13 protein-coding genes are annotated in these 14,716 nt (G+C 63.3%); 6 read left to right on the forward strand and 7 right to left on the reverse strand.

What is annotated here, in order from left to right:
- Nucleotides 1-9: 9 nt before the first annotated feature.
- Nucleotides 10-999 (forward strand): alpha/beta fold hydrolase, encoded by a 990-nt coding sequence (locus BLR94_RS22490; RefSeq protein WP_084308146.1) that lies wholly within the window; start codon nt 10-12, stop codon nt 997-999.
- Here the strand turns inward: BLR94_RS22490 and glpD are convergent.
- The 4 genes from glpD to BLR94_RS22510 form a co-directional block, all read right to left on the reverse strand.
- Nucleotides 923-2,524: a glycerol-3-phosphate dehydrogenase gene (gene glpD / locus BLR94_RS22495; RefSeq protein ID WP_084308147.1), complete on the reverse strand. Its 1,602-nt coding sequence runs from the start codon at nt 2,522-2,524 to the stop codon at nt 923-925. The genes BLR94_RS22490 and glpD overlap by 77 nt on opposite strands.
- A gap of 280 nt (nt 2,525-2,804) precedes the next feature.
- Nucleotides 2,805-3,560: a DeoR/GlpR family transcriptional regulator gene (locus BLR94_RS22500; protein ID WP_084308148.1), complete on the reverse strand. Its 756-nt coding sequence runs from the start codon at nt 3,558-3,560 to the stop codon at nt 2,805-2,807.
- Nucleotides 3,561-3,727: 167 nt separating this feature from the next.
- Entirely contained in the window at nt 3,728-5,230 is a 1,503-nt protein-coding gene (gene glpK / locus BLR94_RS22505; protein ID WP_084308149.1) for a glycerol kinase GlpK, read from the reverse strand.
- 76 nt (nt 5,231-5,306) lie between these two features.
- Nucleotides 5,307-6,152: an MIP/aquaporin family protein gene (locus BLR94_RS22510; protein WP_084308150.1), complete on the reverse strand. Its 846-nt coding sequence runs from the start codon at nt 6,150-6,152 to the stop codon at nt 5,307-5,309.
- Nucleotides 6,153-6,511: 359 nt separating this feature from the next.
- Here BLR94_RS22510 and ybaK point away from each other — a divergent pair, with 359 nt between their 5' ends.
- The 3 genes from ybaK to BLR94_RS22525 all read left to right on the forward strand — a co-directional run bounded on the left by ybaK (nt 6,512) and on the right by BLR94_RS22525 (nt 9,004).
- A complete protein-coding gene (ybaK, locus tag BLR94_RS22515) occupies nt 6,512-6,979 on the forward strand; it encodes a Cys-tRNA(Pro) deacylase (RefSeq protein WP_084308151.1) in 468 nt (155 codons plus the stop codon).
- 361 nt (nt 6,980-7,340) lie between these two features.
- The gene (locus tag BLR94_RS22520) at nt 7,341-8,111 is read left to right on the forward strand and encodes a substrate-binding periplasmic protein (RefSeq protein ID WP_084308152.1); all 771 of its coding nucleotides are present in this window, start codon (nt 7,341-7,343) and stop codon (nt 8,109-8,111) included.
- Between the two features lie 107 nt (nt 8,112-8,218).
- Nucleotides 8,219-9,004 carry a PhzF family phenazine biosynthesis protein gene (locus tag BLR94_RS22525; protein ID WP_084308153.1) on the forward strand — a complete coding sequence of 262 codons (786 nt, stop codon included), beginning with the start codon at nt 8,219-8,221 and terminating at the stop codon, nt 9,002-9,004.
- Here the strand turns inward: BLR94_RS22525 and BLR94_RS22530 are convergent.
- Both BLR94_RS22530 and argF read right to left on the reverse strand, forming a co-directional pair.
- A complete protein-coding gene (locus tag BLR94_RS22530; RefSeq protein ID WP_084308154.1) occupies nt 9,001-10,077 on the reverse strand; it encodes an ABC transporter ATP-binding protein in 1,077 nt (358 codons plus the stop codon). The genes BLR94_RS22525 and BLR94_RS22530 overlap by 4 nt on opposite strands.
- Nucleotides 10,074-10,994, reverse strand: coding sequence for an ornithine carbamoyltransferase (argF, locus tag BLR94_RS22535; RefSeq protein WP_084308155.1), 921 nt, complete (start codon nt 10,992-10,994; stop codon nt 10,074-10,076). The genes BLR94_RS22530 and argF overlap by 4 nt, the downstream gene beginning before the upstream one ends.
- Before the next feature lie 287 nt (nt 10,995-11,281).
- Here argF and BLR94_RS22540 point away from each other — a divergent pair, with 287 nt between their 5' ends.
- Together BLR94_RS22540 and grxD are read left to right on the forward strand one after the other, a co-directional pair.
- Entirely contained in the window at nt 11,282-13,390 is a 2,109-nt protein-coding gene (locus tag BLR94_RS22540; protein ID WP_084308187.1) for a molybdopterin-dependent oxidoreductase, read from the forward strand.
- A gap of 112 nt (nt 13,391-13,502) precedes the next feature.
- On the forward strand, nt 13,503-13,829 hold the full coding sequence (grxD, locus tag BLR94_RS22545; RefSeq protein ID WP_042555014.1) for a Grx4 family monothiol glutaredoxin: 327 nt from the start codon (nt 13,503-13,505) through the stop codon (nt 13,827-13,829).
- Nucleotides 13,830-14,018: 189 nt separating this feature from the next.
- Here grxD and tsaA read toward each other — a convergent pair whose 3' ends face one another.
- Nucleotides 14,019-14,711, reverse strand: coding sequence for a tRNA (N6-threonylcarbamoyladenosine(37)-N6)-methyltransferase TrmO (gene tsaA / locus BLR94_RS22550; protein ID WP_084308156.1), 693 nt, complete (start codon nt 14,709-14,711; stop codon nt 14,019-14,021).
- Nucleotides 14,712-14,716: the final 5 nt, after the last annotated feature.

Below are 14,716 nucleotides of genomic sequence, written 5' to 3' on the forward strand. Positions count from 1 at the left end.
GAAAGAATGATGCGCGTGATGGTTTTTCTGGCTGCCCTATGCTGCAGCCTGTCGTCCCTGGCGACGGAAAGATGCACGGTCGGTACGGACGTCGAGCGCGTATCCGTGGGTGAGGTGAGCCTGGCGTACCAGAGCACCGGACGCAGCAGCGACCCGGCACTGTTGCTGGTGATGGGCCTGGGGGGGCAGTTGATCCACTGGCCGGATGACGTGGTCGAGCAGTTGTGCGAACAAGGCTTTCGGGTCATTCGTTTCGACAACCGTGATGTCGGCCTGAGTCGCTGGAACGCCGAGGTGCCCACTGCCAACCTTGCCTATGAAGTGCTGCGCTATCGCCTCGGGCTTTCCATCGGCGCACCTTACCGGCTGCGTGACATGGCCGGCGATGCGCTGGGCCTGATGGACGCATTGGGCATTGGCCAGTTTCACCTGCTCGGCGCCAGCATGGGCGGGATGATCGCTCAGCATGTGGCCGATATGGCGCCGCAGCGGGTGCGCAGCCTGACGCTGCTGATGACCAGCTCCGGCGCCCAGGGGTTACCGGCGCCGAGCCCCGCATTGTTGCGGCTGTTGTCGCGACGGGATGCGCCCAACCGCGAGGCTGCACTGCAACAGCAGGCCGATCTGCTGGCTGCGCTGGGCAGCCCGGCGGTGGTGGATGATCGTGCGATGTTGTTGCAGCAGGCCGAAGTCGCCTACGACCGTGCCTTCAATCCGGCCGGGGTGGAGCGGCAGCTATTGGCGATTCTGGCCGAGAGCAGTCGGGTCGATCTGCTCAATCGCCTGCAGGTACCCACGCTGGTGGTGCATGGTACCGCCGATCCACTGCTGCCGGTCATGCATGGCGTGCACGTGGCGGCGCATGTGCGCGGTAGCGAGCTGCGGCTGATCCCCGGGCTCGCTCACCGCTTCCAGGAACGGTTCAAGGCGCCGTTGCTGGCGGCCGTACTGCCGCATCTGCAAGCTCACCGCCACGATGTGCAACTGGTGCAGATGTGACGATCGCCGCCATGGCGGCCTCGGGGGTCATGTAGCGCTGCAATGCGCTGCGTTGCTCGGCGGACAGGAACAGGCCAAGCTTGCTGCGCCGCCAGAGGATGTCATCCACGTCCGTCGCCCACTCGTGCTGGCACAGGTAATCCACTTCCCGGGCGTACAGGCCGTGACCGAAGTCCTCGCCCAGTTGCTCCAGGCTCTCGACGTTGGTGAGCAACTGCCAGGTGCGGCTGCCATAGCTGGCCGCCCAGCGGCGTGCCAGTGCCGCATCCAGCCAGCCGTGCCGTGCGCGGAGCGCGTCGACGAGGCCCTGCCGGCTTTCCATCAGCTCGCCACCGGGCAGCGGCGCCTCGGCGGTCCAGCGGGCGCCCAGATTGGGGAAGAAGGGCGCCAGTTGCGCCAGTGCCGACTCCGCCAGCTTGCGGTAGGTGGTCAGTTTGCCGCCAAACACCGAGAGCAGTGGTGGTTCGTCGCCCTGGGCCGACAACGACAGGGTGTAGTCGCGGGTGATGGCCGAGGGTTCGTCCGACTCGTCATCGCAGAGCGGGCGGACGCCAGCGTAGCTGTGCAGGATGTCGTCACGGCTGATCGACTTGCGGAAGTGGGCGTTGACCACCTGCAGCAGGTAATCGGTTTCCTCGTCGCTGATGCTGACCGAGGCAGGATCGCCGGTGTATTCACGGTCGGTGGTGCCGATCAGGGTGAAGCGGTCGAGGTAGGGAATGGCGAACACGATACGGCGGTCTTCGTTCTGCAGGATATAGGCCTGCTCGCCATCGAACAGCCGCGGCACGATGATGTGGCTGCCCTGGATCAGGCGGATACCATAGGGCGACTGCTGTTTCAGGTCGTCACGGATGAAGCGTGCCACCCACGGGCCTGCGGCGTTGACCAGCGCCTTGGCGCGAATCGAGAACAGGCTGCCATCGGCGCGCTCCAGGTGGATGTGCCACAGCCCCTTGCTGCGGCGTGCGCTGACGCAGCGTGTGTGGGTATGCACATGGGCACCGTGTTCCCGAGCCGCCATGGCGTTGAGCACCACAAGCCGCGCGTCATCCACCCAGCAATCGGAATATTCGAAGCCCTTGCTGATTTCCGCCTTGAGCGGGCTGCCAGCCCCGAAACGCAGGCCTCGCGAGCGTGGCAGGGCTTTGCGCTTGCCCAGATTGTCATACAGGAACAGCCCGGCGCGGATCAGCCAGGCAGGGCGCAGGTGCGGGCGGTGGGGCAGGATGAAGCGCATCGGGCTGACGATGTGTGGCGCCTTGGCCAGCAGCACTTCGCGTTCGGCCAGCGCCTCGCGCACCAGGCGGAACTCATGGTGCTCCAGGTAGCGCAAACCGCCATGGATCAGCTTGCTGCTCGCCGACGAGGTATGTCGGGCGAGGTCGTCTTTCTCGCAGAGGAATACGGACAGGCCACGACCGGCTGCATCACAGGCGATGCCGGTACCGTTGATGCCGCCGCCAACGACGGCGATATCGTAAATCTCGGACAGCGGGCTGGTGGACAAGCTGGGTGTGGGCATCGTCAGGCCTCGTGTTGCTTTCGTATTTGAATTCGAACATTAATGTTCATTTTCGAAAATACTAGCGTATGAAGAGTCCGGCATCCAGTGCCATTCGATTGAAAAAACTCATCGTCAGGCAATGCAATGAAAATAGCCGAACAGTTATCTGGCCGGAGGCAGCCGGGTCAGGCTCGCGCTGCGTTCGCGCGAACGGCTGGCCAAGCGCTGCGAGCAAGTGAGCCGGCAGTGGGGCCGCTGTCGACGGCCCTGGCCCTGGTGAGGGGGATAGCGACGCCCGTCAGACCACGTCGAGGCGGATCTTGTGCTGTTCGAGCAGTTGGCTGAGCGCCGGCACTGGCTGCTGATCGGTTACCAGGCAGTCGATCAGGCTGATGGGGCCGAGACGGATCATGGCGTTGCGCCCGAACTTGCTCGAGTCGGCGGCGAGGATCACCTTGCGGGCATTGGCGATGATTGCCTGGGAAACCCGTACCTCCTGGTAGTCGAAGTCCAGCAGGCTGCCGTCTTCGTCGATGCCGCTGATGCCCACCAGGGCGAAGTCGACCTTGAACTGGTTGATGAAGTCGACACTCGCCTGGCCCACCAGGCCACCGTCGCGGCGCACGTTGCCGCCAGTGAGCAGCACGTCGAAGTCATCCTTGGCGCTGAGCATAGCGGCCACGTTGAGGTTGTTGGTGATGATCTTCAGGTGACTGTGATTGAGCAGGGCGCGGGCGATGGATTCGGTGGTGGTACCGATGTTGATGAACAACGAGGCGTGATCGGGAATCTGCGCCGCGACGGCTTCGCCGATGCGTTGCTTCTCATGGCGCATCTGGTCGGCGCGCATGGCGTAGGCGGTGTTCTCGACGCTGGAGTCATAGGCGGCGCCGCCGTGGTAGCGGCGCAGCAGGTTGGCGTCCGCCAGTTGGTTGATGTCGCGGCGGATGGTTTGCGGGGTGACGACGAACAGTGTGGCCAGCTCCTCGATGCTGACATAGCCGCGTTCGCGGATCAGATCGAGGATTTGCTGCTGACGGGGAGGCAGATTCATGGGGTGTCCTTAGGGTCTGTTGCCGTTTCAGCGCAACCTAGGCGGCCCCACCCGAAGGGCCGGGCCGGCGCGACCGTGCTGAAACAGCTGCCGCACGTACTTGCCCCATGATGCCGCACGGGCCCGTTCACTGCCAGTTGCAGCCGGGCGCGACCCCGGCTCAGCGCTTATTTGGCTTCTTCGTGGGGTTGCCAGTCGCGGGTGCGATCGACGGCTTTCTTCCAGCCCGCATAGAGCGCTTCCTTCTCTGCGTCTCCCAGCTGTGGCTCGAACTCGCGCTCGATCACCGCTTTGCCGCGCAGTTCGTCCAGGCTGCTCCAGAAACCGGATGCCAGGCCCGCCAGGTAGGCAGCGCCCAGGGCGGTGGTTTCGCGCATTTCCGGGCGTTCTACCTGAGTGCCGAGGATGTCGGCCTGGAACTGCATGAGGAAGTTGTTGGCCACCGCGCCGCCGTCCACCCGCAGGGACTTCAGGCGTTCCCCCGAATCCTGCTGCATGGCGTCGAGCACATCGCGCGTCTGGTAGGCAATGGACTCCAGGGCGGCGCGAATGATGTGGTCGACGCGCACCCCACGGGTCAGGCCGAACAGCGCACCACGCGCATAGGGATCCCAGTACGGTGCGCCCAGGCCGGTGAAGGCCGGCACCAGGTACACGCCATTGCTGTCCTTGACCTTGTTGGCGAAGTATTCGGTGTCGTAGGCGTCATTGACGACCTTCAGCTCGTCGCGCAGCCACTGGATGGTGGAGCCGCCGTTGAAGATCGCGCCTTCGAGGGCATACGTCACTTCGCCGCGAGGGCCGCAGGCAATGGTGGTGAGCATGCCGTGCTGGGATTTGACCGCCTTGTCGCCGGTGTTCATCAGCAGGAAGCAGCCTGTGCCGTAGGTATTCTTGGCCTGCCCGGGTTCGACGCACATCTGGCCGAACAGCGCTGCCTGCTGATCGCCCGCGATACCGGCGATGGCGATGCCGCTCTTGGTGTGGCCGTAGATTTCCGAGGAGGATTTCACCTGCGGGAGCATTTCCCGCGGGATATCCAGCACCTCGAGCATCTTCGCGTCCCACTCCAGGGTATGGATGTTGAAGAGCATGGTGCGTGCGGCGTTGGTGTAGTCGGTGATATGGACCTTGCCGCCAGTGAATTTCCAGATCAGCCAGCTGTCGATGGTGCCGAACAGCAACTCGCCGTTACGGGCGCGCTCGCGGCTGCCCTCGACATGGTCGAGGATCCATTTCAGCTTGGTGCCGGAGAAGTAGGGGTCGGTGACCAGGCCGGTGGTCTCCTGGATGTATTGCTCCAGGCCATCACGCTTGAGCTGCTGGCAGATCTCGGTACTGCGGCGGCACTGCCAGACCACGGCATTGTGGATCGGCCGGCCGCTGTTCTTGTCCCAGACCACGGTGGTTTCACGCTGGTTGGTGATACCGATCGCGGCCACTTGATCGTGATGCAGGCCTGCCTGGGCCAGGGCTTCGACCATCACTGCGCTCTGCGTGGCGAAGATTTCCATGGGGTCGTGCTCGACCCAGCCGCTCTGCGGGTAGTGCTGAGTGAACTCGCGCTGGGCGATGCACACCACGTTGGCATCGCGGTCGAAAATGATCGCGCGGGAGCTGGTCGTACCCTGATCGAGGGCAATGATGTAGTTCTTGTTGGTGTCGGTCATGTCGATTGCCTTGGACGGATGAACGGAGAGTGAAATGTCGCGTGATCGGTTCGAGCGCAATCACGCGACGTTGAATTCAGGAAGCTTTGACGTCCCGATTCGCGGGCTGTTCTATTTCCGGCTCGGTGGCACTGGGCAGGTGCCGAGCGATCATGCCGCGATAAACCGCTGCGCCGAGGCAGGCGCCGAGAATCGGAGCGAAGATCGGTACCAGGAAATACGGGATGTCACGGCCGCCGGTGAGGGAAATCTCGCCCCAGCCGGTCAGGAAGGTCATCAGCTTGGGGCCGAAGTCGCGAGCCGGGTTCATCGCGAATCCGGTCAGCGGGCCCATGGCACTGCCGATCACGGCGATCAACAGGCCGATCAGCAGCGGTGCCATCGGGCCGCGGGGGAGGCCGTTGTTGTCATCGGTGAGGGACATGATCACGCCCATCAGGATCGCGGTGATCACCACTTCGACCATGAACGCCTGGCCAGTAGACAACAGCGGATGGGGATAGGTGGAAAACACCGAGGCCAGTTCCAGGCTGGGCAGGGAGCCGCGAACCATCTGGTTGGTCTGTTCGAATTCGAAGAACAGACCGCTGTACAGGGTGTAGACCAGCAGGGCGCCACAGAATGCACCAGCGATCTGGGCAAGGATGTAGAACGGTAGCTTGCCTTTCTCGAAACCGGCGAACAGCCACAGGGCGATGCTCACCGCAGGGTTCAGGTGCGCGCCAGAGACGCCGGCGGTCAGGTATATCGCCATGCTGACACCGACCCCCCAGATGATGCTGATCTCCCAGAGCCCGAAGCTCGCACCGGCAACCTTGAGGGCAGCGACGCACCCGGTACCGAAGAAGATGAGCAGTGCGGTGCCCAGAAACTCGGCCATGCATTGGCCCGCCAGGGATGGTTGTGGTTGCGCAGCTGTCATGGTTGACCTCGATTTTTGTTGTTGTATGGCGTATTGCACAGCAGGTGGGCCGGACTGTTCAGGGCACCGCCGTTTGCACAGCAGCCATGGCTGATGACGTGGATCGATACTGCCATATGTTCGTATTCGAAAAAAATATATATGCAGAATGCGTATTGTCAAAAAGTGAACGCTGGAGTCGGCTGATTTTTTCGATATCAATCGTATCCATCGTTCAATAGGTCAGCAGCGCGCATGATAGGTTCCGTGATGGGGCCACATCGACGCCTGGTTCGCTGCCTCGAAACAGCGCCTTCAGTCGCTCGGCGGCGTTAGAATCGGCCTATCCCGCCCGCTCTTCACCATCGCCTGGAGCTACCATGACGCCCGCACTGGATCTGTTGAAGAAGGTTCGCGCCGAACATCGAATCCACAGCTACGCCCACGATCCCAAGGCCGTGTCCTATGGTCTGGAGGCCGCGGAGAAGCTCGGTCTGGATCCCGCGCAGGTGTTCAAGACGCTGCTCGCCTGTAGCGATAAGGGCGAGTTGCTGGTGGCCGTGGTACCAGTCGTCGGAACGCTGGACCTGAAGGCGCTGGCCCAGGCCGCTGGGGTGAAGAAGGCCGACATGGCTGCCGTCGAGGCGGCGCAGCGGGCCACCGGCTACCTGGTGGGAGGCATCAGCCCGCTGGGGCAGAAGAAGCGCCTGCGTACTTTCATCGACAGCAGTGCCCTGAACTTCTCCTCCATCCATGTCAGTGCCGGGCGCCGTGGTCTCGAAGTGGAGCTGAACGCACAGGTGCTGGCCCTGCATACACAGGCGCAGTTCGCCGCCATCGGCCGCTAGTGGCTGTTGCCGCTTCAGCACGACCGCGCCTGAGCCCGTTTTGCCGCGAGCCGCGACGTCCAGCAGGCTAAATGAGTCGGCCATGGAGGCCGCATCACCTAGCCTCGGAGCGTTGATCGCGATGCGATACCTGGGCCCGCTTGGGCGCCGATCGCGCGCCCTTGTATGATCGCCGTCAGCCTGTGCGCAGCGACTGATCCGACAGGTGGGCAAGAAGGACTCTATGCTGATCAGGTGGTGATCGCCGGGCGGCATATCGACCATGGGCGCAGAGCGCCCTGAGTGGCCAGCCGGACTTGCTGCAACAAGTAGGCGACGAAGGCAGTGGCCCTGGAAATGGAAGCAGGAGGCTTGGCGGTTGATGAAAAGGGTTCAGTGGGTGGCAGGCAGCCTGTTGATGGCAGCGCTGCTGGGGAGTGCCTGCGCCAGGGCCGAGACCCTGGTCATGGAGGCGGACGTGTGGTGCCCGGTCAGTTGCTCGGAAGGGAGCGAGCGCCCGGGCATCTTCGTCGAGTTGGCCAAGGCAATCTTTGCCGAGGCCGGCATCAATGTGGAGTATCGCGTCACCAACTGGGCGCGCGCCGTGCAAGACGTGCGCAGCGGCCGGGTCAACGCGCTGGTCGGGGCAGGCATTCGTGATGCCCCGGATTTCATTTTCGGTGATGCAGCGCCCGGAATTTCCCGTAACTGCTTCTATGCCCGGGCCGACAGCCGCTGGCGCTATACCGGCCTGGCGTCCCTTGAGCAGATCCGCCTGGGGGTGATCAACGGTTACAGCTACGGCAAAGAACTCGACGATTACATCCGTCGTCACCAGAAGAACCCGGAGCGTCTGCAACAGGCTGCAGGCGAGCAGGCACTGGCTCTCAACATACGCAAGGTGGAACTGGGCCGGGTCGATGCGGCACTGGAAAATACCTGGGTGATGTCGATGTACCTCGATCAGCACAAGAGCGTCGAAGAACTGGTCGAGGTGGGTTGCCGGATGCCGGATGTGCCCATCTATATCGCCTTTTCTCCGGTGCTTTCCTCCAGCCCCCGTTATCGCGGCATTTTCGATGAGGGTGTACGCCGCTACCGTCAGGATGGACGGCTGGATGCCCTGTTGCATCGCTACGGGGTTCGTCCGTAGCATTGAGCACGTTCACTGTTGCGTGGTTTTGGCGTCACGCTGTACCGCAGTGGATGGCTCGGCTGCAGGCATGCTGAGCCTTTCCATTCGCTTGCCGGAGTTCCCCCATGCCCCTGGAGTTTCATCAGGTCGATGCGTTCAGCGACACGCCTTTCGCAGGCAATCCGGCGGTGGTTTATCGTCTGCAACAGTGGCTCGACGACACACTGATGCAGCAGATCGCCGCCGAGCACAACCTGGCCGAAACCGCATTCGTGGTGAAGGAGGGGGCTGCCTGGCGCATCCGCTGGTTCACGCCGACCACCGAGGCGACCCTGTGCGGCCACGCGACGCTGGCCAGCGCCCATGTGCTGTTCGAGTGCTATGACGAGCCGGGTGAGCGTATCGAGTTCCTCTATGGCGGTGGCGAGTTGGCCGTGAGCCGAGAAAAGGACCGTCTGGTGCTCGACTTCCCCTGCCATCGGCCAGCACCCATTGCCGTGCCCGAGGGCTTGGCCGAGATGCTTGGGCAGGCACCGCTCGCCGTGCTGGACGCCCCGCAACTGCTGGTGCTGCTCGAGTCGCAAGCCGCGGTGCGCGCTTGCTGCCCGGATCTGCGGGCGTTGGGCAGACTGCCCTGGGATGCCGTCATCATCACCGCGGCGGGGGAGGCTGTGGATTTCGTGTCACGCAACTTCGCACCAGCAGTGGGAATCGACGAGGATCCGGTGACCGGCTCTGCTCATTGCATTCTCACACCTTACTGGGCACAGGAGCTGGGCAAGCGTGAACTGACTGCCTACCAGGGCGGCGAGCGCGGTGGTTATCTCTGGTGCCGTCTGGATGGCGAGCGGGTGAAGATCGCCGGCCATACCCATCTGGTGAGCAGCGGCCGGCTGCATTTCGACGGTTAGCCCAGCAAAGAAGGCGCCGCCACGCTACCTGCTGCAGCGAACGCCACCAGATGATCTGCGGCGATTCGGATGCCCACCTGCTCACCGGGCTGGTGATCGGCATGGCTGGGGAACAGCGCTTCGAGCTGACTGCCGGTGGGCAGTTGCAAGCGGTACAGGGTCGCTGCGCCGAGGAAGCTTTTGCCGACGACCAGCGCCTTCCGGGGGCTCTGCGCGTCGTGGACGATATCGTCCGGGCGCAGCAGTACGTCCACGGCACTGCCGACAGGCCAGTCGTAGGCACGCTTGCCGCGGATGCTGCCCAGTTCGGTTTGCACTTCATGCGGCGTCTGCAACTGGCCACGAATGAAGTAGCCCTGCCCGATGAAGCTGGCGACGAAGGGCGTCTGCGGTTCGTGATAGAGGTTGAACGGCGTGTCCCACTGCTCCAGATGACCCGCCTTGAAAACGCCGACCTGGTCGCTGACGGCAAAGGCTTCTTCCTGATCGTGGGTCACCAGAATGGCACTGGTGCCACGGCTCTTGAGAATGTCGCGCACCTCATGGCTGAGGCGTCGGCGCAACTCGCCATCAAGGTTGGAGAACGGCTCGTCGAGCAGCAGCAGTTGCGGGTTGGTGGCCAGTGCCCGAGCCAGCGCCACCCGCTGTTGCTGCCCACCGGACAGTTCATGGGGATGGCGTTTGCCCAGTTGATCGAGCTTCACCAGTTCCAGCAGCTCATGGGTGATCCGCTCGCAATCGGCCTGCTTGCGGATGCCGAAGGAAACGTTCTGCGCCACGCTGAGGTGCGGGAACAGGGCGTAGTCCTGAAACACCATGCCGATGCGGCGCTTTTCCGGTGCGAGGGTGAAACCGGGGCGGGAGATCACCTCGCCAGCCAGGCTGATTTCACCTTCCTGCACCGGCTCGAAACCGGCGATGGCCCGCAGGGTGGTGGTCTTGCCGCAACCGGACGGGCCGAGCAGACAGCCGATATCACCCGGGTTGAGGTGCAGGTCGAGGTGCTGCACGATGCGCTGCTCAGCGTAGCCGCAACCCAGGTTACGCAGGCTCAACAGCATGGGCAGGCTCATGCGTGGTGGTACGCCGGTTCGACGAGGAACTCGAGCAGTGCCTTCTGCGCGTGCAGACGGTTTTCTGCCTGGTCCCAGGCGGCCGAGCGTGGGTCGTCGAGCAGGTCCTCACTGATTTCCTCGCCGCGGTGGGCCGGCAGGCAGTGCAGGAACAGCACGTTCTCGTCGGCCGCGTCGAGCAGCGCGCGGTTCACCTGGTAGGGCGCGAACAGCCTGTGGCGCTCGGCGATTTCCTCTTCCTGGCCCATGGAGGCCCATACGTCGGTGCTGATCAGATGAACGCCGGCTACCGCCTCGCGCGGGTCGCGGAAGATCTTCACGCGGTCGCCCGCTTCGGCCAGCAGCGCGGCGTTCGGTTCGTAGCCTGGCGGGCAGGCGACATGCAATGTGAAGTCGAACTGGATGGCAGCCTCTATATAAGAGTTGCACATGTTGTTGCCGTCCCCGATCCAGGCTGCGATCTTGCCGGCGATACTGCCGCGCTGTTCATGGAAGGTCTGCATGTCGGCCAGCAATTGGCACGGGTGCAGGTCGTCAGACAGGCCATTGATCACCGGCACGCGGGAGTTGGCGGCGAATTCGCTCAGGGTGCTGTGGGCGAAGGTGCGGATCATCACCGCGTCGAGCATGCGCGACATGACGATGGCCGAGTCGCTGATCGGTTCGCCACGGCCCAGTTGGGTATCGCGTGGCGACAGGAAGATGGCCTGGCCACCGAGCTGGATCATGCCCGCTTCGAAAGACAGCCGGGTACGCGTCGAGGCCTTCTCGAAGATCATGCCCAGTACACGATTTTTCAGCGGTTCGAACAACACGCCGCTGTTGCGCAGGCCTTTCAGCTCGATGCCGCGTCGGATCAGGCCCACCAGTTCATCGGGTGTGCAGTCCTTCAGCGAGAGAAAGTGTCTTGCGCTCATCGTTAACTACCTTTTGACAAACAGGCCACAGGCTCTTTTCACGGGAAAACGCAAGAGCCTGCGGCTGGGGGCCGCACAGTGCGACGAAACGGGGAAGGCGCGATCTTATAAGCAAATGACGATCAGGCGCAAATCCGCCCTGATTGCCAGGTATGACACGCTGAGAGTCCTGGCGCCGACGCCTGATGCACCGCCCTGATGGCCCGGGATTCACCACCATGAGACTGCTGGCGCGGCGTCTCTGGGACGACCATGATGGCCGTTCGAACAAGAAGACGAGGCTGGCCATGACCACGACCCTCCATTACCGTGCCTGCCATCTCTGCGAGGCTATCTGTGGCCTGGTGCTGGAGGTCGAACACGATGCCGACCGCCAGCCCCGTGTCCGCTCCATCAAGGGGGATCGCGATGACCCGTTCAGCCGCGGCCATATCTGCCCCAAGGCCGTGGCCCTGCAGGATATCCAGAACGATCCCGATCGCCTGCGCCAGCCGATGCGGCGTATCGGCGATCGCTGGGAGGCGATCGGCTGGGACGAAGCCTTCAACCTGGCGGCAGAGCGTCTGGCTGCGGTGCAGGCCAGGCATGGGCAGAGCGCGGTAGCGGTTTACCAGGGCAACCCCAGTGTGCACAACTACGGCTTGATGACCCACAGCAACTATTTTCTCGGCCTGCTCAAGACCCGCAATCGCTACTCCGCCACCTCGGTGGATCAGTTGCCCCACCACCTGACCAGCCACCTGATGTACGGCCATGGTTTTCTGATCCCCGTGCCCGATATCGACCACACCGATTTCATGCTGATCCTCGGCGGCAATCCGCTGGCCTCCAATGGCAGCATCATGACCGTGCCCGACGTGGAGAAGCGCCTAAAGGCGATCCAGGCGCGGGGCGGCCGCTTGGTGGTGGTCGATCCGCGCCGCAGCGAGACCGCAGCCATCGCCGACCAGCATCTGTTCGTTCGCCCCGGGCAGGATGCCGCCTTGCTGCTGGCGATGCTCAGCACCCTGTTCGAGGAGCGGCTGTGCCGAGGCAGTCACTTGCAGGTCGCCGGCCTCGATGAAGTGGAGCAGACCGTGCTGCCCTTCACCGCCGAGCTGATGGCGGCGCGTTGTGGTATTCCGGCTTCGGCCATACGCCAGTTGGCACGGGATTTCGCTGCAGCGGACAGGGCGGTGTGCTATGGCCGCATGGGCGTATCCACCCAGGCATTCGGCACGCTGTGTCAGTGGCTGGTGCAGGTGATCAATCTGGTGACCGGCAACCTCGATCGGGTGGGTGGGGTGCTGTGCACCGAGCCGGCGGTCGATCTGGTCGGTGCGACGTCCGGCGGGCATTTCGATCGCTGGCAGAGCAGGGTTTCCGGTTTGCCCGAGTATGGCGGCGAGTTGCCGGTCAGTGCTCTGGCCGAGGAAATGCTCACTGCCGGGGACGGCCAGGTGCGCGCGCTGATTACCGTCGCAGGCAATCCGGTGCTGTCGACGCCCAATGGGCGGCAACTGGAGCAGGGGCTCGAAGGCCTGGATTTCATGCTCAGCGTGGATCTTTACATCAACGAAACCACCCGCCATGCCGACTTGATCCTGCCATCCACCGCGCCGCTGGAGCACGACCATTACGACACCACCTTCAATCTGTTCGCGGTGCGCAACGTCACCCGCTTCAATGAGGCGGTGCTGCCGAAGCCGGAAGGGGCGCTGGATGACTGGGAGATTTTCGTCGGCCTGGCCAAGGCCTTCGCGGCACAGACCGGCGCCGTGCTGAAGCCCACGCAGACACCGCAGCAGATGATCGACCTGGGGCTGCGTTTCGGCGCCTATGGTGACCGGTCGCCACTCAAGCTTTCGCTGCAGACCCTGCGGCAACACCCCCATGGCCTGGATATCGGCCCGCTTGGCCCGAACCTGGCGGCACGTCTGAAAACAGCGGATGGCCGTGTCCAGGCCGCACCGGCGCTGTTGCTCGGGGATGTACAGCGTTTCGCCACGCAAGCTGCAGTCGATCCCGGGCAGTTGCTGCTGATCGGCCGCCGGCATGTGCGCAGCAACAACTCATGGATGCACAACTATCACCGGCTGGTGAAGGGCAAGCCGCGTCATCAATTGTTGATGAGCTTGCAGGACATGCAGCAGCGCGGGCTCAGCGATGGCCAGCGTGTCAGCGTCAGCTCGCGGGTCGGCGTGGTCGAGGTCGAAGTGCTCGGCAGTGAAGAGATGATGCCCGGTGTGGTCAGCCTGCCACATGGCTGGGGGCATGGGCGGCCCGGAGTGCAGATGAGCATCGCCAGTGCCACGCCGGGTGCCAGCGCCAACGACCTGACCGATGAGCGTCAGCTTGATCGGCTGTCGGGCAACGCGGTGCTCAATGGGGTTCCGGTGCAGGTGGTCGCGGCTTGAGAGCTACCTCGTTCGCGTATGCAGCATGGCCGAGCATTGCGCTCGGCTTTTGGTTACAATGCGTGCACCGTATCGACCCGTGAGTCGGATAGTCCAGTTCTGAGGTGCCCCCATGGAAATCATCGAAACGATCAAAGAGCAGATCGCCAGCAACACCGTTCTGCTGTACATGAAAGGCGCTCCGAACGCGCCACAGTGCGGCTTCTCTGCACGCGCTGCACAGGCTCTGATGGGCTGTGGCGAAAAGTTCGCCTACGTCGACATCCTGCAGAACCCGGAAATACGCACCAACCTGCCCAAGTACGCCAACTGGCCGACCTTCCCCCAATTGTGGGTCGGTGGCGAGCTGGTCGGTGGCAGCGACATCATCAGTGAGATGTACGAAAAGGGTGAGCTGCAGACCCTGATCAAGGATGCCGTGCAGAAAGCCGGCGCCTGATCGTCCGAGCCTCCGAAATCCGCAGCCAGCGATGGCTGCGGATTTTTTTCGTCTGCGCGAAAGTGCCGATTGTCGAGAGTGCCTGTCGATTTTCCTGGGTATCGCTTCGCTCAACGCCAGGCTACACCCCTGTAGCCCGTGGTTGAGCGAAGCGATACCCGGGGAGGTCGTGCGGGCAAGACCGGAGCGCTACTCCGCCTGAACATCCAGCACACGGATGCAGCCTTCCTGCGGATAGTGCCAATGTACGTCGACATCCCACAGGCGTACGCCATAGCGGCGCTCCGGCTGGGGTTGCTGGTAGGCGGGGCGTGGGTCCTGGGCAAGGCACTGCTCGATCAGCTCGACCAGTGGCTCGTTCAGGCGCAGGCCGTGTTCGCGGGCCTGAGCCAATGCGCTGTCCTGCCACTGCACCTCGATCTGGACGGGAGCATCCGCAGCGATAGAGTTGTGGGCATCGGGCACGCAGTCGGCATAGGGCACGTAGGGTTTGATGTCGAGCACCGGGGTGCCGTCGAGCAGGTCGATACCCGACAACCACAACCGCCCGCTTTCGACCCGATCCAGGCGCACCACCGATTGGCCTATCCCGTTGGGACGGTGGGTCGCCCGGGTCGCGAACACACCGATGGAGCGGTTGCCGCCCAGGCGTGGCGGGCGCACCTTGAGCCTGGGCTTGTCTTCCAGCGCCTGGTGGAAGAGAAACAGCAGCCAGACATGGCTGACCTGCTCCAGACCCTGCACTGCATCGCTCTGATCGAACGGCGCGCACAGCTCGAGCACGCCGCGTGCAGCGGGTGCCAGCTGTGGCTGGCGCGGTATGGCGAACTTCTCCTTGAAGCAGGAGCGCACATGACCGATGGGCGAAACCTGATAGCTCATGGGCT

This window comes from Phytopseudomonas flavescens (assembly GCF_900100535.1).
Lineage (GTDB): Bacteria > Pseudomonadota > Gammaproteobacteria > Pseudomonadales > Pseudomonadaceae > Aquipseudomonas > Aquipseudomonas flavescens.